We start from the raw sequence: 18673 nt of genomic DNA, 5'->3' as shown, positions 1-18673 counted from the left end.
CACAGGCCCCGAACGCACGCATGGCCCGCAGGATCATTGCGTTCGGAGCACGCCTAGCCCGACAGGCTCGCAAGCTCCCGGACCAATTCCTGCCGCAACCAGGCAACCGATGGGTGTGCTCCCATCGTGCGGTGCGACAGCATTGAGATCTGAAGCGCCGGGCTTGGATAGGGCGGATCACGGAATTCAAGCCCCGGATTCTGCTCCGCCAATTGCTTGGGGACGAACGCAATCATGTCGGTGGCAGCGATAATCGGCGGCACCGTGAGAATATGAGACACGACCGCCCCGACCTTGCGTGTCAGGCCACGCTCCGCCATCAGCGCTTCGAGCTGGAGCGGATTGCTGCTGACATAGGCCCGTTCGAGGCCCTCCTGGTCGATTGTTCCTCCCGCAGTCATTGCGCCTTGGCCGGCGATGAGAATGTCGAGATGCGGGAATTCCGCCAGTTCCTCCACCCCAAAGGCACCGGTCGCAGCAGGATGCCCTCTCCGCATGACCCAGACATTCGGTCCTGTGAAAAGAGGCTCCATGACAAGGCGGGACGGGACGCGCCCGAACGCTCCAATGACGAGATGCAGGGTTCCGCGATCGAGTTCTTCCACGAGGTTGAGATCATTGAACGGGCGCAGCCAGAACCGCAGGCCAGGCCCGATCCGCCCCAGTTTTGAAAGAACGGGCGGCATCAGAGCGCCGATGACATAGTCGGATGTCGCAATGACGAAGCGCGTCTCAGATGAGCCCGATTCGAATACAGGCCCATGAAACGCCGCCTCGATCTGACGAAGTGCGCTCTTGATCGGCTGTGCCAACTCTTCAGCGCGCGGCGTCGGGTGCATTCTGCCGGGGCCGCGTACGAACAATTCGTCGTCGAGGATACGCCGCAGCTTGTTCAGGGAATGACTGACGGCCGATTGGGTCAAACCCAGGCGAGCAGCGGCGCGGGAGGCGCCTCGCTCTTCCATGACCGCATCGAAGACGCGGATGAGATTCAAATCAAGCTTGTGAAGGATACTCATTGGCCGGGCTTTATCCAATTGAGAATCGGGGAACTCTTGCTCGCGCTCCTTCGCGACCGGACCGCCAGCTGCCCCCGGAACCGAGCTCGCCAGGGGAAACCGCCTCGGCGCGCAGCTTGTGAATGCCAGGTTTCATTCGTCGTCCCTTCGCCAGACAGCCTGGCCGCCTGCCTTGCGACTACAGCCGGCAGCCGAAGCGCTCCGCAGCTCCCCTTGTCTCACGAGGTGCCCCGCTCTCATCGAGGTAAGACATATGAGCAGCACTCATTCTTCAAATGGCATAGTTTCATTTCAATCATAAGCCCCGAGATCCCATATTCGGGCCGCACCCGGCAGATCAGATTGGCCGGTGAGGAACATCGACATGAGCGCTGCAGTCGCCCGCCTTCGCCCGGCAGAAGGCCCCGCCGCAAAGACAAGCGAACAACCGGGACAGCACAAGAGAAAGCCGCGCCGCGCGCTGATCAACCTCGCCCGCACCTCCGTGCTGGTGGGAGGCGTCGGGCTTGCCATCGTCATCCCGCTGGGATGGGGACACTGGATCGCGGGGCTTACCGACCAGACGACCGACAACGCTTATCTTCGAGCCGACACCGTTCCGGTCAGCGTGCAAACCGGGGGCCGGGTCACCCGGGTCGTGGTCGCGGACTTTCAGCCGGTAAAGGCGGGTGACGCACTGTTCGAGATCGAAGACACGGAACACGCGGCGCGCGTCAGACAGGCAGAAGCCGGCGTCGCAGCAGCCGATGCCGCCTTGCGCAATACCGAAAGCCGGACCGAGCTGCAGCATTATGTCATCGCTCAGACAGAAGCCGGCATCGCGGCCATCCTGGCTGATCGCGACCGTGCCGTTCAGGAACGCGGTCGGCAGGAGGCGTTGACACGCGACGGCTGGACGACGGCACAGCGGCTCGAACTCGCCGTAGCCGATACGAAGCGCTTCGATGCGCGACTATTGGAGAAGCGGGCTGAAATCGCAGTTCAGCGGCAACAGCTCGCGGTGCTTGGAACCCAGGATCAGCAGGCTCGAGCCGAACTGCAAAGCCGGCGCGCGGCTCTCGACCTTGCGCGCGTCGATCTCGGCTACACGCGGATCTCTGCCCCGATCGACGGCATCACCAACGCGAGTTCGGTCCGCGAAGGGCAATATGTCCGCACAGGGTCGCAGCTCATCTCGATCGTGCCGCTGCCACGGGTGCATGTCGTGGCCAATTACAAGGAAACCCAGCTTTCGCAGGTCCGGCCAGGCCAAGCCGTCAGCGTGACGATCGACACCTTCCCTGGCCGCGCCCTGACCGGCCGCGTCGAGCGTCTGTCTCCCGCCAGCGGCGCGGAATTCAGCTTGCTGCCGGCGGATAATGCAACCGGCAATTTCACCAAGGTCGCCCAGCGTATCGGAGTTCGGATCGCGCTCGACCCCACTCCGGAGCTGGAGGGGCTGCTGCGTCCCGGAATGTCGGTCGTCACGACGATCCACACCGACCGGTTGGCGCCGGAACAGGCTCGACGCTGAACCAGCGACCTCGGGAGGCTCGATCATGGCGACCGCAATCCATCCTGCAGCCCCGGCGCGTCCAATCGCGGCCGCACCGAGCCTGCGCGCACTGGTCGGTGTCGCGGCGGTCTTGCTCGGCACGTTCACCGCACTCGTGAATGCGCGCTTGACTGAAATCGGCCTCGCCGACATTCGGGGCGCGCTCGGTATCGGAGCCGATGAAGGCTCCTGGATCACAACCGCCTACATCACGGCGGAGGTTGCCGCTATCCCTGCCGCGGTCTGGCTACGCGGGATCCTGTCCCCGGCCCGCGGCGTGCTCCTCGGTTCCCTGCTCTTCACGCTCTTCTCGTTGGCCGCGCCGTTCAGCCCGTCACTCACTGTCCTGCTGATGTTCCAGGCCTTGCGCGGGCTCAGTGCCGGCGTCCTGATCCCCATGGCCTATGCGGTGACGATGCGTCATCTGCCTCAGCCCATGCGCCTGTATGGCCTATCCTTCTATGCGTTGATCTCAGCCTTCACACCGAGCCTCTCGGTGTCGATCGAAGCTTGGGTGATGCACCACTTCACCTGGCAGTATCTGTTCTGGCTGAACGTGCTGCCGGGAACATTGACGCTGTTCGCCGGGTCCTATGGCCTGACCCGCGATCCGATCAAGTACATGCGCTTTCGAAGGCCTGACGGTTTCAGCCTGATCGCGCTTTCACTCGGGCTGGCGGCTCTTGTCACTGCGCTTGATCAGGGAAACCGCCTCGACTGGTTCGCCTCGGGGCTTATTACCGGACTGGCGGCCTCGGCCACGCTTCTCCTCGGCGGCGCCCTGGTCCACGCGCTCCTGCATCACGATCCGCTGGTCGATCCCCGCCTGCTCTGGCGGCGCAATACCGGGCTCGGCCTGTTCATGATGTTCCTGACGCGCATCGCGGCGATGTCGTCAGCTCTCGTGCTGCCGCAATATTTCGCGCGGGTGCAGGGCTACAGGGCGCTCGAGAGCGGCAGCGTGTTCCTGGCCTCCGCCTTGCCGCAGCTGCTCCTGATGCCGCTCGTCGCCAGCCTCTGCTACAGGGTCGATCCGCGCCGCCTGCTTGTCTTCGGCGCCGCGCTGCAGGGCGTCGGCCTCCTGATGATGGCAGGCCTGACCAGCCAGTGGAACGCGAGCCAGGTTCTCGTTCCCCTTGTCGTGCAGTCGAGCGCCGCGCCATTCCTGGCCATTCCGATCATGGTCCTGATCACCGAAGACATCTCGCTGCGCGAAATTCCCTGGATCGCATCGCTTGTTCACATCCTGCGCACGGTCGGCTCGGCGGTTGGCGTGGCCGCCGTTGGCACCTTCGTCCGGGTTCAGGAACAGGTGCATTCGAACCTGCTCGGCCAGCATGTCACGACCGCAAGCATCCAGGCCACGCAGCGGATCGAGACGCTGTCGCAGATGTTCTCGTCGCGCCTGCCCGAGATCGAAGCGACGCGGGCAGCTACCGCCCTCATCGCCCGCACGCTGCAACGGGAAGCCTTCGTCCTGGCCTATCGCGACGCGTTCCTGCTGCTCGGCATCCTGATGCTCGCATCGATCCTGATCGCATTTGGCTTCCGCAAGACCATGCTGCCCGGAAAGCTCTTGTAATCCCCCAGGGAGAGAACACCCATGTCTATTCGAGTGCCGACTTCGTCCAGCGACCGGGCTTCGCCCGAGGTCGAGACACATCATTCCGGATATCTGCTCGCCCGCATGCTGCTGGCCGGAGGCTTCGTCTTCAGCGGTCTCAGCAAGCTGTTCGACTTTGGCGGCGCAGTACAGGAAATGGCCCATAATGGATTGCCGCTACCGACCCTCATGGCGGCCGCCGTCATCGTGACGCAGCTGGGCGGATCAGCCCTGCTGGTCTGGCCACGGACGAGTTGGATCGGTGCGGGACTGCTCGCGGGATTTACCGCGATGGCGACCGTGGTTGCTCATGCCCCCTGGAATGATACGGGCCCGATCCCCCTGCCCCAGAGCGTGATCTTTCTCCAGAATGCCGGCCTGTTCGGGGGGCTTCTCCTCGCCTTGGCAATGGGAGGCGGACATCGTCAAATCCGCAGCCTGTTTCGATTGCTCCCTTCCCGGTGACCGGAAGGGAGCAGCCTCGAACTTGCGTGAACCGACAAGGAGGGAAGAAAGCCATGAATGGCATCGTCATCGACCGCCCGGACCTGAACCGCTTCGAACTGGCGGTCGATGGAGGCTTGGCCCTGGCCTATTATCGGCTCGACGCAAACCGTGTCGTGCTGACCCACACGGAAGTACCGCAGGAGCTTTCAGGTCAGGGCATCGGCTCCAGGCTGGCGAAGGGGACCTTCGATCTCATCCGTGCCAGTGGGCGAAAGATCGTCCTCCGCTGCTCCTTCATGGCGGGTTGGGCCAGCAGGCATCCCGAATATGACGATATCATCGACGGCTGAAAGCAGGCTGGGAACCGCCCGCGCGCCCGCTGCGAACTGCCTGGCTATTCCGGAAGAGGAATGAATTCGCTCTCATCGGGCACATGCCCGAAACGCCCCTGCTTCCAATCTTCCTTGGCCTGCTCGATGCGCTCCTTGCTCGATGACACGAAGTTCCACCAGATGTAACGGGGACCTTCGAGCGCAGCGCCACCCAGGAACATCATTGTCGTCGGCTGGGTCGCGCGGACCGTGATCCGGTCGCCCGGCTTGAAGATCAACAGGCGCGGGCCTTCGAACAGGTCGCCCGCGATATCGATCTCGCCGCTGACGACATAGATCGCACGCTCCTCATGATCGGCGTCGAGCGGAACGCTCATGCCTGCGCCAAGCGATACTTCGACATAGAACCACTCAGAGGCCATGCTGACGGGCGCCGCCTTGCCGAAGGCGGAACCGGCGATGATCCGCGCCTTCACGCCCTTGTCCTGGATGGTCGCCAGATCCGTCGCGCCATAATGTTGGAAGGAGGGAGCGATCTCCTCCTGCGCGACAGGAAGCGCAATCCAGCTTTGCAGCCCGAGCATCGTGTGGGTCCCGTCGCGATCGGTTTCAGGCGTGCGCTCGGAATGGGAAATGCCCCGTCCCGCCGTCATCAGATTCATGGCGCCCGGGCTGATCTCCTGCACATTGCCTTCGCTGTCCCGGTGCATGATGCGTCCATCGAACAGGTAGGACACTGTTGCGAGGCCGATATGAGGGTGAGGCCTGACATCCATGCCATGACCGGCGATGAACTGCACCGGCCCGAAATGATCGAAGAAGATGAAAGGGCCGACCATCTGGCGCCTTCCATGTGGCAGCGCACGCCGGACATTGAAGCCGCCGAGGTCGCGCAAGCGCGGAACGACGACAAGTTCGAGCGCATCGCAGGATTTTCGATCGCCCGTGATGGGGTCTTCCGTCGGTAGCCAGCTCATCGGCGTCTCCCTTGCGCACGGACCAAGCGGAATCGGGATCGATCGCCGCTGTATCATCGGCCCTGAGTTTCCGGGCAGCGATTATGAGCCTCACCGTGGGGGATGGCGAGGTCATGCACAGCACCATTGTTCGACCAGAAAGAACACAGAGTTCGGGAGCGGTACGCTTCCGGGGCTGAATCGCGGTGCTAGGCTGACCTGCCCGTTCGGACCCTGAGGCGACGATGTCGCGGGCGCCCGGCGCGGCTGCGCCACCGTCAAGGCACCCGGTCAGCGTGCCAAAGCAACAGCGAGGATGACGTCATGACAAGCGAAGCCATTCGCGACCCGCGCAAGGATCACCTGCTGACGCCGCAGAATTCGGCCTTCATCATCATCGACTATCAGCCGGTCCAGGTGAACTCTATCGCCTCGATGGACCGACAGTTGATGATCAACAACATCGTCGGTGCCGCGAAGGCGGCCGTCGCTTATGGGCTGCCGATCGTCCACTCGACGGTGAATGTGAAGACCGGCCTCAACAAGCCGCCGATCCCGCAGGTCCAGAAGGCCCTGAAGGGCATTCCAACCATCGATCGCACCACAATCAACTCCTGGGAGGATGTCGAATTCCGCCAGGCGGTCGAAGCGACCGGGCGCAAGAAACTGATCATGACGGCGCTCTGGACTGAGGCCTGCCTGACCTTCCCGGCGATCGACGCACTCGTCTCCGGCTACGAGGTCTATGTCGTCGCCGATGCTGTCGGCGGCACTTCGGTTGCGGCGCATGAGGCGGGCTTGCGGCGGATCGAGCAGGCGGGCGGCAAGATGATCAGCGTGCCGCAGCTCTTCTGCGAATTGCAGCGCGATTGGGCCCGCAAGGAGACCGTTCCAGCCTTCATCAACCTGTTCATCGAGACCGGCGGCACGGCCGGCATCCAGTTCTCCTACGATCGGACCGAGTAAGTCGGGACAAAGCCGCCGGCGCCGTGACGTGATCCAGGCTGGAGTGTCTCACTCGGGCTCGAATGACGCAGGTTCCGGCTCCTGTCGTCGGGAGCGTGCTGCATCGATCCGGATGAGAACCTGGGATCGATCAGGGCAACGGCCCGCCGGCGGGAGCCGCAGGGCGCTTCTCTGATTTGACCTGCCCACCGTGGAGGATCGGCAGAATGGGCGAGCTCTTCATCGTTGTTTCTCTCTACGCGAAGGACGGCAAGGAGGCGGACCTACGCCGCGACCTGACCAATGTCGTCGAGCCCTCACGCCGGGAAGAAGGCAGTCTGCGGTACGATCTCTTCGTCGACCAGAATGATCCGCGCCGCTTCGTCTTCGTTGAACACTGGGCGAGCACCGAAGCCCGGGACAAGCATCACAACGAAGGGGACCATATCCGGCACTTCCAGGACCATGGCGCCGCCAATGTTGAACGCACCGAGATCGCCTGCTTCCTGAACCGCATCGCGTGAAGAGCTCGGGACGATGCCTTAGCCGCGTTTGCTGCGTTCCAGCTCACACGGCCGGCGAAGACGCGTCCCGGCGCCGCTTCCGCTCTTCCTTGCCCCGAACGCAACAGGCCGCTGCGCCGCATCGCCGATGCGTCGCCCCACTCGACCGATCGATCACCCACGTTCCGCAATCTGGATCCCCGTCATGGCTGAAAACCTGGATAAGCAGCGCGCTGTCATCCCGAAATTGGCGCCCCTCTACGCCGCTCTGGAACCTCTGGCCTATGCGGCAATGCGCGCCACGTCCGGGCTGATCATGGCGACATTCGGCTGGACCAAGCTGTTCGGTGACGGCATGACCCGCGACATCGAACTGTTTCAACGGCTCGGTCTGGAGCCGGCCGTGCCGCTCGCCTATTTCACCAGCGGTCTGGAATTGCTCGGAGGTCTCGCCATCGCGATCGGCCTTCTCACCAGACCGCTCGCTTTCATGCTGTTCATCCAGCTCGTGGTGATCCTCGTGATGGTCATGATCCCGCGCGGCACCGGCTATCACCTGACCGTGGTCTGGCTCGGGACCTTCGCCCTGATGTCGGTGCATGGCGGTGGCCGGCTGTCGCTCGATCGCTGGCTCGGCCGGGAATTCTAAAGCATCGGCCCGAAAAGTGGATTGCGGTCTTCGGGAAAGCCGATGCAAACACAAAGGGTTAGATCATCGAACCGGATACGATATCCGGTCCGATGATCTAAGGGCGTCAGCTGGCCGAGCCCTGATCGCTTGGGATCATCCAGGGCACACCGTTCGCCAGCCGCTTGCTCAGGTAGTCCACAAGTGTCCGGACGCGGTGCGACAGATGGCGCGTCGGCGGATAGACTGCGTAGATCGTATCCGGCAGCGGCTCGTCATCGGGCAGGACATGGATCAGCCGCCCCGCGCGAACAGCATCGGCAGCGATGAACAGGGGCAGGACTGCAAGGCCGAGGCCTGCAATCGCCAGATCGCGCATGACCTCGCCATTATTGGTGACGAGATGGCTGCGTGTCACCACTGTGCGCGGGCGCATGTCCGGAGCGATCGGGAGGAACTGCCAGAGCCGGCTGGCATGGGCATTGGCGTAGTCGATGCAGTTATGAGCCGAGATCTCGTCGATGGACTTCGGCAGCGCCGTCTCCCGGGCATATGCGGGGCTGCAGCAGACGATGCGCCGGCTCTGGCACAGCTTTCGCGCGATAAGTGAGGAATCCGGCAACCGCCCGATGCGGATCGCGAGGTCATAACCGCCCGCAACCAGATCCAGCATGCGATCGTCAAGGTCGATCGCGAATTCGACGCCAGGGTGGAGCCGCGCGAAATCAGCCAGCATCGGACCAAGATGCAATGTCGCAAAGCTCATCGGCGCCGTCACCCGCAGGCGCCCCTTCAGCGGGCCCGTACGGTCGGTCACCACCTCGACGGCTTCATCGATGCCGCGCAGCGCGTCGCGCATATGGTCGTGGAACAAGGAGCCCTGTTCGGTCGGCGTGACGCTGCGGGTCGAGCGGTGGAGGAGCGCGACGCCGAGCGCCTCTTCGAGATCGCTGATGCGTTTGCTGACCACGGATTTCGACAGCTTCAGCTCACTCGCCGCAGCCGTAATTCCACCGGCTTCCACCACCTTGAGGAAAGTCAGCACATCGTCGAAACGCCAAGCCATTGTTCGATGATAGCGAACCATCACCCCTGAGCGAAAGGGCTTCGGCACCGTTTCAGCCGCACGGCCAGCGCCAGCTACGAAACCGGGGTCGGTGCGTAGGCCACGAAGCGCCATTCTCCAGCCTCTCGGAGCCATACGGCAAGGTAGCGATTGTTGAGGGATTTTGCGGTGCCGTTGACCGTGACCTCGGCCTTCATGACGCCGGTCACCAATGCGACATCCCCAAAAACCTTGATCTCCTGATCCTCGTTGGAAATCGCGTGATAGTCGAAGAACTTCGCGCCGACCTTCTCCAGGTAGCTTTCCTTGGCGTCACGTGCCGCATTGGAATGCGTATAGGCGAGGTTGTCGGAGAGCATGTCTCCAAGCACGGCGAGATCCGCCTGCAGCATGGCGTCATAGCGCCGCTTCTCCAGTTGCTCGATTGCGCGGATCGTCGGGTCGGTCATGAACGTATCCTCGAATGGTGTCGGGCAATGCCGGTCTGGATCTTCAGAGACCTGGATTCTCAGAGTCCGGGCCTTCAGATCGTCCGGCCAGCATCGATCTTGAGATGCGCTCCGGTCAGATGTGGAAGCTGATCGCTCAGGGCAAAGGCGACATAGCGCCCGAGTTCCTGCACATCGACGACCTCGCCCATCGGCAGGCTCTTCGCCACCTGATCGAGATAGCCGGGCATGGCACGCGTGGCATCCGTCGCCGTCGTGCCCGGGACGAGCGTGTTGACCCGGATCCGGTGCGGCGCCAGTTCCAGCGCGAGGCCTTGCATCAGCGCGTGAACGCCGCCCTTGCTCGCAACATAGGGCAAGAGGCCGGACACCGGCCGCAGGGCGGTCGACGATCCGGTCGCGATGATGGACCCGCCCCCGCCTTGCCTCACCATCACGCGTGCAGCCTCCAGGACCGTCAGGAAGGTTCCGGTGAGATTGACGTCGAGAACCTGCTGCCAGTCATCCAGCGTGAGTTCCGCAGCCGGTTTTCGCGCGCCGATGATGCCGGCATTCGCCACGGCAGCATCGACGCGCCCGAAGCGCTCGACCGCCGCAGAAAACAATCGGCTGACGGCCACCGCCTCTCTGATATCGGTTGCGACAGCCAGAGCATCACGCCCCGCGCTCCCAAGCGCTGCCGCCACGTCCGCGAGTTTGCTCTTGTCGAGCCCCGCCACGATGAGGCTCGCCCCCTGCTCTGCACAGGCCTCTGCTATGGCCCGGCCGATGCCGGATTCCGCTCCGGTGACGACGATGACCTTTCCGGAAAGCAGCACATCTCTCTCCCATCTCAGGATGTTCCCGAGCACCGCTGCTGCGGACTTGACCTCCGCAGCAACGCCGGACGATTCAGCCGCGCGCGGAACCGTGCCCGTCGAAGACAGCGAAATCGGTGTGGTGCTGGATCCATGGGCGCGGCGGCGGCGCGCCCCAACGGTTCACGACCTTGATATTGGTCAGGTCCGCATCGATATCGGCAACCTTCGGCTCATACCCGGTATCGTTCGCGATGACTTCCATCTCCGACGAACACTCCACCATGAAACCTGCCGGATCGAGATAATAGGCGAAGAGATTGTCGCCCGCGCCGTGACGCCCGGGCCCCCAGACTACAACGCGGTCCAATGCGTCGAGCACGTCGCCGAGCCGCATGAAATCGTTGAACTGGGCAAATTCCCAGGCGTAATGATGGATGCCCGGTCGAGCCCCCTTGACGATCCCGACCGTGTGATGCCGTCCGTCGGCAGCGCGAAGCCAGACCAGTTCACATCCCGAGGTGCGCTCCGAAATCTTGAGACCAAGGGTCTCGTGCAATTCACCGTAGATCCGCCAGGGATCGGGAGACGTCAGATTGACGTGACAAATGCCGCGCGGGTGAATCCCGGCCCCGGCGTAGCGCCGTGGCTGGTCCGCCGGCATCGGAGTATGAACTTCGAAGACATGGCCATCGCTGGTCGTGAAGGTGACCGAGCGCTCGATGCATGGCAGCGACGGCTCGCGGGACAAGACCGCAAGTCCAACCGCTGAGGCGCGCGAGGCCGCGGCCTCGACGGCATCGCCGTCGAGCGCCTCGAGGCCCACCGTCCGCGCTGCGTTGCCGGAAGCCTGATGCAACATCAACTCCGCGCGACGGCCTGTCGCCGTCAACACGGCGCGCCCGTCATGGTAGTCGACGATGCGCAACCCAAGGACGCTTTCTGCATCCCTTACGCATGCATCCAGATCCTCGACATTCAAGGCCATGTAGCTCTGGCGGGTAACCAGCGGCGTCATGAGCGTAAACTCCCTCGTTCAGTCCATTTCTTTTGGGCTATTCTTGTTCTTGCTTGGGTTCAGTGCGACGCGGCGGCGCGGCTAGGCTGCGCTCGCCACAGCGACCTCGTCGCGCACCGGATTCCGGAGCACGCCGAGCCCTTCGATCTCGACCTCGCAAATGTCGCCATCCTTCATGAAGAGCGGCGGCTTGCGGGCAAATCCGACCCCAGCCGGCGTTCCGGTAATGATCAGGTCGCCAGGCTCCAGCGTGATCGCCTCGCTGAGATAGAAGATCAGGTCGGCAAGCGGGAAAACCAGATCGCTGGTATTCGCGGACTGGACCACCACGCCATTGAGGCGCGTCTCGATCTTCAAGCCCTTGCCGCCCGGCGGCAACTCGTCGGCCGTGACGAATTCGGGGCCAAACGCGCCGGTATCGTCGAAGTTCTTGCCGACCGTCCATTGCGGTGACTTGAACTGGTAGTCCCTGATCGAGCCGTCGTTGAAGATCGAGTAACCCGCGACATGGTCGAGCGCCGCTTCACGCGAGATATGCCGACCGCCTCGCCCGATCACGGCCACGAGCTCGCCCTCGAAATCAAGCTGGGCTGATACCGCTGGGCGGACGATGGCTTCGCCATGGCCGATAAGGCTCGACGCAAAGCGCGGGAAGACGGCCGGATAGCTCGGAACGTCCTTGTAGGGGCTCTCGGCCGCGTGATCGACATAGTTCAACCCGACGCAGACGATCTTGGGCGGCCGGGCAACCGGCGGGAGAAAGCGAAGGGTGGCCTCGTCCAGTCGCTTGCCCCGCGGCGCGTGGGCCAGCGCGGCAACGGCACCGGGTCCATCCGCAAGGACCTTGCCGAGATCGACGGAGCCGAGATCGAAAAGCTCAGCGCCATCACGGACGGCCAAACCCGCCTGCTGACCCGAGACATAACTCACGTACCGCATCGCCATCTCCTTGATTGGATGTCGAGACGGTAGCAGCCAAAATCCGGGCGTCAACAGATTTTCGAATATCTTTCTATCTATCGATAATACCTAAAGGTCGGCCGACAGCACCCCGTCTGCCGCGAGAAGGATCTGCACGGTCCGATCCAGGTGGCGACGAATGAGGAAGACAGCGGCATCCGAATCGCGGGCGAGCGCTGCGTCCGCAATCTCGCGATGCTCGGCGAGATGGTCGCGAGGCTCACGCAGGTACTGCACCGACAAGCGCCGATAGCGATCGGCCTGGTCGTATAATTGCTCGCGAAAATGAAGCAGCCACGGAGAGCCACAGGCCGAAACCAAGGTCAGATGAAAGGCCCGGTGGCGCCTCTCCCATTCCGCATCGACAAGCCCGTCCGGTCCGAGCTTGGGCTTTTTGCTAAGCTCATGCAGGGAGGCGAGAATGTTGGCTTCCCAGGCATCATCACCCTTCTCGATCGACAATCTGACCCCCATGGCATCGAATTCCTTGCGCATGTAGGTGATATCGAGAAGATCGGACCGCGAGACCGGAGCGACACGGAAGCCCTTGTGCTCCTCCAGAACCACCAGCCCATCGGATGCCAGCTTCATCAGAGCTTCGCGCAACGGGCTGAGGCCGATCTCATAGAGCGTCCGCAACTCCTCGAAACGGAGGCGCATGCCCGGCTTCAGTCGGCACTCCAGAATGTCGCGCCGCAGCAACTCGTAGATGCCCGACATCCGCGTACGCCCCTTCGGCTCTTCATTCGCCTGACGAGCGAGCTCGCGCTGGGTTGGGCGGACCAGATTCAAGATTGCCTCCACATCCTGGACATCGACATCGTGCCGCGGGTTGTAACATAAGCCCCGGACTATCGCATGATATCTTTTATTTTCGAAAATATTTGACATGACGAGAAAATCTCGTAGCCTCCCCCTCAATCAAGGAGCGCGGCCAGCGCCCAATCCGGAGGGAGAAATCAGCCATGGCTCTGCCAGCCTATCGTTCGCTCATCGCACTCGCGCCGACCGCGCTGTTGTCGCTGTCCCCAATGCCTGCTCTTGCCCAGACGGCCGCCAGCGGAGCGCCGATCAGGATCGGTGCCGTGATCTCGGCCACGGGCGCCATTGCCGGTGTCGGCCTCCCTGAGCGGGAAGGCATTCTGCTTGCTCAGAAGACCTTGAACGCACGCGGCGGCGTGAACGGTCAGCCGATCGAGATTCTGATCGAGGACGACGCGTCGAGCCCGGATGTCGCCGTCAGCAAGGTCAACGCGCTGGTGCACTCTCACAAGATCAAGGCGCTGATCGGCACCTCCGGCATCGCCCAGACCGTCGCAGTCGGCGGCATCACGGCGCCGCTGAAGCTGACCCAGATCGCCTTTTCAGGGCTGGGACCTGCCGTCGAACGCGACCGGACCTGCGTGTTCCACATCACGCCGTCACAGGAGTTGAACGCGCGTGCGCTGCTCTCCTATGTCCGCGACATGAAGGCCAGCAAGGTCGGCGTCCTGCATGATTCCGGCTACGGTCAGGTCGTCTGGAACAGCATGAAGGACCTCGCCGGCGAGTTCGGCGTCACCTGGTCCCAGGTCGAGAAATTCGAGATCGCAGCCACCGATCTGACGACGCAGGCCGCCAAGGTGAGGGCGAGCGCGCCGGATGCCGTCATCGTCATATCGACGTCTCCGATGCCCTTCCGCAATGCGCGACAGGTGAGGCTCACGGCGCCGATCATCTCCGTCCACGGCACCGCGACCTATGACTACGTCAAGGCCATGGGCGATGCGGCCGACAACATCATCCATGCCGAGTTCCTGATCGCCGAAGACCCGCTGCCACATCAGCGCGAGTTCGTGGACCTGTTCCAGAAGGAACACGGCCGACTGCCGAAGCATTTCGAGGCCGCGGGCTGGGATGCCGTGATGTCGCTGGCGCAGGCGCTCAAGACAGCCGGGCCCGATGCCACGAACGAAGCCCTCTGCAGCGCCATGCGCCGTCCCTACCAGGGCGTCATGGCGAAATTCGACTTTTCTGCCCCGGATATGGGCGGGCTAACGCTCGCCAGCTTCAACTACTCGAAGCTGGTCAAGGGCAAGTTCACACGCCTCGATTACTCCGCCGCAAAGTGACCGTGGAGGAGCAGGTGCCGAGCGCCTGCCTTCCCTACCGGACCTCTCATCATGTCAGCCAGTCTCGTCATGCAGGCGATCCTGTCCGGGATCACCAACGGCTTCGTCTATGCGCTGATCGGCATAGGCCTCGCCGTGATCTTCAAGGGCACCCAGATCATCAACGCGATGCAGGGCGAATTCGCCGTGATCGGCGCGATGGTCACCGTCTTCGCACTGGAGCCCGCCGGCCTGCCCTATGGCCTGTCGATCCTTCTGGGCGTCATCTCCGGTGCGGCCGTCGGTGTCATCATTGATCGCCTGTTCGTGCAGCCGATGATGCGCCAGCGCGCGGGCGAGGAAAGCTTCTTGCTGCTCACCATCGGCCTGGCGGTCACGCTGTCTGCCGCAGTGCTCTATCTCGCAGGCCGCAACTCCTATCTCCTGCCGAGCTGGGGCGATGAAGGCGTCATCGAGATCCTCGATGCCTTCCTGCAGATCCAGGCTCTCTGGCTGATCGGTACGGCGATCATCGTGGTCGTCGGCCTGCGCCTATTCTACGGCAGGACGCTGCTCGGGCTGTCGATGATGGCGGCATCCATGGATCCCGACGGCGCCGCCACGAACGGCATCAATGTTCGGCGGATGCGCTCTCTGACCTTCCTGCTCGGCGGCACCGTCGGCGCGATCGCGGGCATCCTTGTCGCTCCCCTGGTTGCGGTGAACTACCACATGGGCATCGCCCTGACCCTCAAGGGCTTCGCAGCCGCCATCCTTGGAGGACTGAGCAACCCGCTCGGAGCGGTGCTGGGCGGCGTCACGCTTGGGCTGCTCGAATCCCTCGCCGTCGTCGGCTTTCCCTCCGGCTACAAGGACGTGATCGCGCTCGCGATGATGATCGTCATCATGATCGTCATGCCGAACGGCCTGCTGGGCCGTGTCGGGCGGATCGGGGGCTAGCGCCATGGATAACCTGCGCCGACCTCTCCTGCTTCTCCTGCTTGCCCTGGCCTGGGCCCTCGCGCCGCTCCTGCTGTCGCGGCACCTGATCGATCTCTTCGTGTTCGCCGGCCTGTTCACCATCGGCGGGCTCGGTGTCGGACTGCTGCTCGGTCAATGCGGCATCGTCAATCTGGCCCAGGCGCTGTTCTACGGCATCGGCGCATACAGCTCGGCCTATCTTACGGTTCAGCTCGGTTTGCCGACCCTGGCCGGGTTCCTGGCCGGCATGGTGGCAAGCGCCTTGATTGCCCTCGCCGTGGGCTGGCCGGTCCTGCGCCTGACCGGTTTCTTTCTCGCCCTGGCTACGCTTGCCCTCAGCCTGATCGGCAATGTCCTGTTCTTCGAATGGGACTGGCTGACCGGCGGCACGCTCGGCATTGGCGGCATTCCCAAGCTCAGTATCTTCGGCTTCGCCTTCGATACGCCCGAGCGCGTCTACTACCTCGTCTGGCCGATTGCGATCCTCGTGCTGCTCCTCGCCGACAACCTCGTCCGTGGGCGTCCGGGCCTTGCCATGCGCGCCATGCGCGATGCCGCCCCGGCCGCAGAAGTCCTCGGCGTCGACATGCACCGTCTCAAGACTGCGATGTTCGTCATCTGCGCCATGCTCGGCTCGCTCGCCGGATCGCTCTTCGCGCACTACGTCTCCTATATCAGCGTGCAGAGCTTCACGGTCGAACGCTCGATCGCATTCCTCCTGATTCCGGTCGTCGCCGGCTCGACATCGGTCTGGGGGATCATCGCCGGCGCGCTGTTCGTCACACTCATCCCCGAGCTGCTCAGCGGTCTCGGCGACATTCACCAGGTTCTGTTCGGGCTGGCGCTGGTGCTGGTCGTCACCCTCTTGCCCGACGGGCTGATCGGAGGCGCAGATCGCCTCGCGCAACTCCTGAAACGGAGGATGGCGTGATGACTGCTGTCGCCGACCTGAAACGCCTCCCTTCGCGGCCGATCGATCTGCCAGCGACCCTGGAATTATCCGGCATCGCCCATAGTTTCGGCGGCTTCAAGGTGCTGACCGATGTCAATTTCGCGGTCCCGCAGGGCCAGATCGTCGGGCTGATCGGGCCGAACGGGTCGGGAAAGAGCACCTGCTTCAATATCGTCTCCGGCTTCCTGCGCCCCAAGGCCGGGCGGGTCCTGCTGTCCGGGCGCGATATGGCTGCCGACAGCATCCAGGCGCGCACCCGTCATGGTCTGATGCGTACCTTCCAGACGCCGAAAGTATTCGAGCGCATGTCGGTGCTGGAAAATGTGATGGTGGGTCTGCACAAGGACGGCCGCAGCGGCATTCTGGCGAGCATGCTGCGCACGCCCACAACGCGACGCGAGTTCGATCGGCTACGCAATACCGCCGAAGAGGCCTGTCGCAAGTTCGCGCTCGGCAAATTCCTGGATGCGCAGACCGGACGCCTGCCGGCCGGCCAGCGCCGCGTCGTCGAGCTTGCCCGCGCCTATGTCGGGGCGCCGCGACTGCTGCTCCTCGACGAGCCCTCCTCGGGCCTCAACACCGAGGAGATCGGGCAATTGCGCAGCTGGATCGCGATGCTCAACAGCGAGGGCATGACCATCCTGCTGGTCAGCCACGACATGGGCCTGATGACGATCGCCGACACCGTGCACGCTCTCTATTTCGGCGAGATCATCGCATCCGGGCCCATGGCTGCGATCCAAGCCGATCCCCGCGTGCGCGAAGCCTATCTGGGAGGCTGAGCCATGCTGCAGATCCAATCACTCCAGGCTGGCTACGGCGCCTTGCCCGTGCTGCATGGAATCGAGATGTCGGTCGGCCGGAACGAGGCTGTCGCGATCGTCGGCCCCAATGGCGCCGGCAAGACGACGCTGGTGCGAACCTTGTGCGGTCTGGTGAGACCGATGGCCGGTCGGGTTCTCAAGGATGGCGTCGAGTTGACCGACCTGGCGCCGCACCGCCGGGCCGAGCGCGGCATCGCGGTTGTGCTCGAAAACAGAAATCTCTTCGTCGAGCTGACCGTTCGCGACAATCTGCGCCTCGCTGAAAGCGCCGGCCGAAAGGCCTCCGGAGGTAGCCCGCGCTTCAGCCTCGAGGAGGTGCTGACGCTCTTTCCTGACGTGCAGGAGCGCTACCACTCGTCAGTGGGGCTGCTCTCGGGCGGGCAGCAGCAAATGGTCGCCATTGCCCGCGCGCTTCTCCTGCAGCCAGACCTCCTGATCCTCGACGAACTCACGACGGGGCTCGCCCCGAAGGTCGTCAAGGAGATCCTTGGCGTCCTGAACAATCTGCGGAGCCAGGGCATGGCGATCCTGCTGGTCGAACAGAGCATCACGATCGCCGCCGAGATGACGGACCGGGCCTATGTGCTCTCCGTCGGCAAGGTCGCGCAGGAGATCAGGCGCGGCGAATGGCAGGGCGTCCTCGCCGACGACAGTCTCATCAAGGCCTACCTGCACGGCTGAGTGCGCCGCAGAGCTTCACGACATCAAGTCAAGGAAACATCTCATGGAACTGGGACTTTCTGGGCGAACCGCTTTGGTGTGCGGAGCCAGTAAAGGCATTGGCAAGGGCATTGCACGAGCGCTGGCGCGAGAAGGCGTCAACGTGGCGCTGCTGGCGCGCGGACGAGAGGCTCTGGAGGAAGCCGCCGACGAGATCCGCAAGGAAACGTCGGTGACCGTGACCACCGTCTCGGCTGATATCACCCAGGCGGATTCAGTCGCATCCGCTGCGCAGACGCTTCGAGCCGTCCCCGGGTTCTCGACCCTCAACATCCTGATCAACAATGCAGGGGCTCCTGTCACGCGCAACGACAGGCAGGTGCTCTGGAACGATGACGAGTGGCGGGAGCTCATCGAGGTCAAGACGCTTGGCGCGCTGCGCGTCATTCGCGAATTTCTGCCGATGATGGCTCGCGACGGTACCGGGCGCGTCATCAACATCACCGGCTCCTCGGGGATCGCGGTCTGGCGCCCTGCCATGCTGCACGGCTTGAACAATTCCGCGCTGATCCACACGACCGGCTATCTCGCCCAGGATCTCTGGAACGAGCGCATCACGGTCAATGCCATCGTGCCGGGATTGGTCGGCACCGAATTCCGGGAGGAATGGGCGGACGGCCTGGCCAAGCAGCAAGGCAAGACCCGCGAGCAGTTCCTCGCCGATTTCTGCCGCGAGCGCGGCATCTTCATGGAGCGTTGGGCCGAGGTCGACGAGGTTGCCGACCTGGCACTCTTCATCGCGTCCGATCGTGCCCGCTACATCAACGGCGCCAAGCTGAACATCGATGGCGGCTTCAGCGTCAACGCGCGCTGACGCCTGACAACACTCTCCACACCCGACCCGTCAAC

The 18673-nt window shown here is 63.3% G+C and carries 21 protein-coding genes; 13 read left to right on the top strand and 8 right to left on the bottom strand.

What is annotated here, in order from left to right; all coding sequences use genetic code 11:
• Positions 1-53 precede the first annotated feature (53 nt).
• Positions 54-1019, bottom strand: a complete 966-nt coding sequence (locus tag AB4118_RS12195) for a LysR family transcriptional regulator (RefSeq protein ID WP_441489967.1) — start codon at positions 1017-1019, stop codon at positions 54-56.
• A 364-nt stretch (positions 1020-1383) separates the two neighbouring features.
• On the opposite strand from AB4118_RS12195, the gene AB4118_RS12190 reads away from it, so the two are divergent.
• The 4 genes from AB4118_RS12190 to AB4118_RS12175 are packed head-to-tail and all read left to right on the top strand — an operon-like array spanning position 1384 to position 4953.
• The gene (locus tag AB4118_RS12190) at positions 1384-2532 is read left to right on the top strand and encodes an HlyD family secretion protein (protein WP_441489966.1); all 1149 of its coding nucleotides are present in this window, start codon (positions 1384-1386) and stop codon (positions 2530-2532) included.
• A gap of 25 nt (positions 2533-2557) precedes the next feature.
• A complete protein-coding gene (locus AB4118_RS12185) occupies positions 2558-4135 on the top strand; it encodes a DHA2 family efflux MFS transporter permease subunit (protein WP_441489965.1) in 1578 nt (525 codons plus the stop codon).
• 21 nt (positions 4136-4156) lie between these two features.
• Complete coding sequence (locus AB4118_RS12180) at positions 4157-4621, top strand: DoxX family protein (RefSeq protein WP_441489964.1); 465 nt, start codon at positions 4157-4159, stop codon at positions 4619-4621.
• A gap of 53 nt (positions 4622-4674) precedes the next feature.
• Complete coding sequence (locus AB4118_RS12175; protein WP_441489963.1) at positions 4675-4953, top strand: GNAT family N-acetyltransferase; 279 nt, start codon at positions 4675-4677, stop codon at positions 4951-4953.
• A gap of 44 nt (positions 4954-4997) precedes the next feature.
• Here AB4118_RS12175 and AB4118_RS12170 read toward each other — a convergent pair whose 3' ends face one another.
• Positions 4998-5912, bottom strand: coding sequence for a pirin family protein (locus AB4118_RS12170; protein ID WP_441489962.1), 915 nt, complete (start codon positions 5910-5912; stop codon positions 4998-5000).
• Positions 5913-6215: 303 nt separating this feature from the next.
• On the opposite strand from AB4118_RS12170, the gene AB4118_RS12165 reads away from it, so the two are divergent.
• From AB4118_RS12165 to AB4118_RS12155, 3 genes are all read left to right on the top strand, one after another.
• A complete protein-coding gene (locus tag AB4118_RS12165; RefSeq protein WP_441489961.1) occupies positions 6216-6857 on the top strand; it encodes a hydrolase in 642 nt (213 codons plus the stop codon).
• A gap of 206 nt (positions 6858-7063) precedes the next feature.
• A complete protein-coding gene (locus AB4118_RS12160; RefSeq protein ID WP_441489960.1) occupies positions 7064-7360 on the top strand; it encodes a putative quinol monooxygenase in 297 nt (98 codons plus the stop codon).
• A 184-nt stretch (positions 7361-7544) separates the two neighbouring features.
• Positions 7545-7988, top strand: a complete 444-nt coding sequence (locus tag AB4118_RS12155) for a DoxX family protein (protein WP_441489959.1) — start codon at positions 7545-7547, stop codon at positions 7986-7988.
• Between the two features lie 106 nt (positions 7989-8094).
• Here the strand turns inward: AB4118_RS12155 and AB4118_RS12150 are convergent, their stop codons facing one another.
• The 6 genes from AB4118_RS12150 to AB4118_RS12125 form a co-directional block, all read right to left on the bottom strand.
• Positions 8095-9033: a LysR family transcriptional regulator gene (locus tag AB4118_RS12150; RefSeq protein WP_441489958.1), complete on the bottom strand. Its 939-nt coding sequence runs from the start codon at positions 9031-9033 to the stop codon at positions 8095-8097.
• Positions 9034-9107: 74 nt separating this feature from the next.
• Positions 9108-9482 (bottom strand): nuclear transport factor 2 family protein, encoded by a 375-nt coding sequence (locus AB4118_RS12145; protein WP_441489957.1) that lies wholly within the window; start codon positions 9480-9482, stop codon positions 9108-9110.
• A gap of 74 nt (positions 9483-9556) precedes the next feature.
• On the bottom strand, positions 9557-10300 hold the full coding sequence (locus AB4118_RS12140; protein WP_441489956.1) for an SDR family NAD(P)-dependent oxidoreductase: 744 nt from the start codon (positions 10298-10300) through the stop codon (positions 9557-9559).
• A 73-nt stretch (positions 10301-10373) separates the two neighbouring features.
• A complete protein-coding gene (locus tag AB4118_RS12135) occupies positions 10374-11297 on the bottom strand; it encodes a VOC family protein (protein ID WP_441489955.1) in 924 nt (307 codons plus the stop codon).
• A gap of 81 nt (positions 11298-11378) precedes the next feature.
• A complete protein-coding gene (locus AB4118_RS12130; RefSeq protein WP_441489954.1) occupies positions 11379-12236 on the bottom strand; it encodes a fumarylacetoacetate hydrolase family protein in 858 nt (285 codons plus the stop codon).
• A 90-nt stretch (positions 12237-12326) separates the two neighbouring features.
• The gene (locus tag AB4118_RS12125; RefSeq protein WP_441489953.1) at positions 12327-13148 is read right to left on the bottom strand and encodes an FCD domain-containing protein; all 822 of its coding nucleotides are present in this window, start codon (positions 13146-13148) and stop codon (positions 12327-12329) included.
• Between the two features lie 74 nt (positions 13149-13222).
• Between AB4118_RS12125 and AB4118_RS12120 the strand changes: the two genes are divergently transcribed.
• Genes AB4118_RS12120 through AB4118_RS12095 form a run of 6 tightly spaced genes read left to right on the top strand, consistent with a single transcriptional unit; the run spans position 13223 to position 18638 of the window.
• The gene (locus AB4118_RS12120) at positions 13223-14368 is read left to right on the top strand and encodes an ABC transporter substrate-binding protein (RefSeq protein ID WP_441489952.1); all 1146 of its coding nucleotides are present in this window, start codon (positions 13223-13225) and stop codon (positions 14366-14368) included.
• A 51-nt stretch (positions 14369-14419) separates the two neighbouring features.
• Positions 14420-15307 (top strand): branched-chain amino acid ABC transporter permease, encoded by an 888-nt coding sequence (locus AB4118_RS12115; protein ID WP_441489951.1) that lies wholly within the window; start codon positions 14420-14422, stop codon positions 15305-15307.
• A 4-nt stretch (positions 15308-15311) separates the two neighbouring features.
• Positions 15312-16259, top strand: a complete 948-nt coding sequence (locus tag AB4118_RS12110) for a branched-chain amino acid ABC transporter permease (protein ID WP_441489950.1) — start codon at positions 15312-15314, stop codon at positions 16257-16259.
• Positions 16259-17062 (top strand): ABC transporter ATP-binding protein, encoded by an 804-nt coding sequence (locus tag AB4118_RS12105; protein ID WP_441489949.1) that lies wholly within the window; start codon positions 16259-16261, stop codon positions 17060-17062. Before AB4118_RS12110 ends, AB4118_RS12105 begins: the two co-directional genes overlap by 1 nt.
• Positions 17063-17065: 3 nt before the next feature.
• Positions 17066-17785 carry an ABC transporter ATP-binding protein gene (locus AB4118_RS12100; RefSeq protein ID WP_441489948.1) on the top strand — a complete coding sequence of 240 codons (720 nt, stop codon included), beginning with the start codon at positions 17066-17068 and terminating at the stop codon, positions 17783-17785.
• A 43-nt stretch (positions 17786-17828) separates the two neighbouring features.
• Complete coding sequence (locus AB4118_RS12095) at positions 17829-18638, top strand: SDR family NAD(P)-dependent oxidoreductase (protein WP_441489947.1); 810 nt, start codon at positions 17829-17831, stop codon at positions 18636-18638.
• Positions 18639-18673: the final 35 nt, after the last annotated feature.

This window comes from Allobosea sp. 2RAB26, from assembly GCF_052115465.1.
Classification (GTDB): Bacteria; Pseudomonadota; Alphaproteobacteria; order Rhizobiales; family Beijerinckiaceae; genus Allobosea.
Note: the sequence above shows the minus strand (reverse complement) of the source record. Positions and strands in the feature narration are given on the sequence as shown.

Excerpts from the sequence above, each read along its gene's own strand:
- AB4118_RS12195 (WP_441489967.1), bottom strand. The coding sequence starts at position 1,019 with ATGAGTATCCTTCACAAGCTTGATTTGAATCTCATCCGCGTCTTCGAT.
- AB4118_RS12190 (WP_441489966.1), top strand. The coding sequence starts at position 1,384 with ATGAGCGCTGCAGTCGCCCGCCTTCGCCCGGCAGAAGGCCCCGCCGCA.
- AB4118_RS12185 (WP_441489965.1), top strand. The coding sequence starts at position 2,558 with ATGGCGACCGCAATCCATCCTGCAGCCCCGGCGCGTCCAATCGCGGCC.
- AB4118_RS12180 (WP_441489964.1), top strand. The coding sequence starts at position 4,157 with ATGTCTATTCGAGTGCCGACTTCGTCCAGCGACCGGGCTTCGCCCGAG.
- AB4118_RS12175 (WP_441489963.1), top strand. The coding sequence starts at position 4,675 with ATGAATGGCATCGTCATCGACCGCCCGGACCTGAACCGCTTCGAACTG.
- AB4118_RS12170 (WP_441489962.1), bottom strand. The coding sequence starts at position 5,912 with ATGAGCTGGCTACCGACGGAAGACCCCATCACGGGCGATCGAAAATCC.
- AB4118_RS12165 (WP_441489961.1), top strand. The coding sequence starts at position 6,216 with ATGACAAGCGAAGCCATTCGCGACCCGCGCAAGGATCACCTGCTGACG.
- AB4118_RS12160 (WP_441489960.1), top strand. The coding sequence starts at position 7,064 with ATGGGCGAGCTCTTCATCGTTGTTTCTCTCTACGCGAAGGACGGCAAG.
- AB4118_RS12155 (WP_441489959.1), top strand. The coding sequence starts at position 7,545 with ATGGCTGAAAACCTGGATAAGCAGCGCGCTGTCATCCCGAAATTGGCG.
- AB4118_RS12150 (WP_441489958.1), bottom strand. The coding sequence starts at position 9,033 with ATGGCTTGGCGTTTCGACGATGTGCTGACTTTCCTCAAGGTGGTGGAA.
- AB4118_RS12145 (WP_441489957.1), bottom strand. The coding sequence starts at position 9,482 with ATGACCGACCCGACGATCCGCGCAATCGAGCAACTGGAGAAGCGGCGC.
- AB4118_RS12135 (WP_441489955.1), bottom strand. The coding sequence starts at position 11,297 with ATGACGCCGCTGGTTACCCGCCAGAGCTACATGGCCTTGAATGTCGAG.
- AB4118_RS12130 (WP_441489954.1), bottom strand. The coding sequence starts at position 12,236 with ATGCGGTACGTGAGTTATGTCTCGGGTCAGCAGGCGGGTTTGGCCGTC.
- AB4118_RS12125 (WP_441489953.1), bottom strand. The coding sequence starts at position 13,148 with ATGTCAAATATTTTCGAAAATAAAAGATATCATGCGATAGTCCGGGGC.
- AB4118_RS12120 (WP_441489952.1), top strand. The coding sequence starts at position 13,223 with ATGGCTCTGCCAGCCTATCGTTCGCTCATCGCACTCGCGCCGACCGCG.
- AB4118_RS12115 (WP_441489951.1), top strand. The coding sequence starts at position 14,420 with ATGTCAGCCAGTCTCGTCATGCAGGCGATCCTGTCCGGGATCACCAAC.
- AB4118_RS12110 (WP_441489950.1), top strand. The coding sequence starts at position 15,312 with ATGGATAACCTGCGCCGACCTCTCCTGCTTCTCCTGCTTGCCCTGGCC.
- AB4118_RS12105 (WP_441489949.1), top strand. The coding sequence starts at position 16,259 with ATGACTGCTGTCGCCGACCTGAAACGCCTCCCTTCGCGGCCGATCGAT.
- AB4118_RS12100 (WP_441489948.1), top strand. The coding sequence starts at position 17,066 with ATGCTGCAGATCCAATCACTCCAGGCTGGCTACGGCGCCTTGCCCGTG.
- AB4118_RS12095 (WP_441489947.1), top strand. The coding sequence starts at position 17,829 with ATGGAACTGGGACTTTCTGGGCGAACCGCTTTGGTGTGCGGAGCCAGT.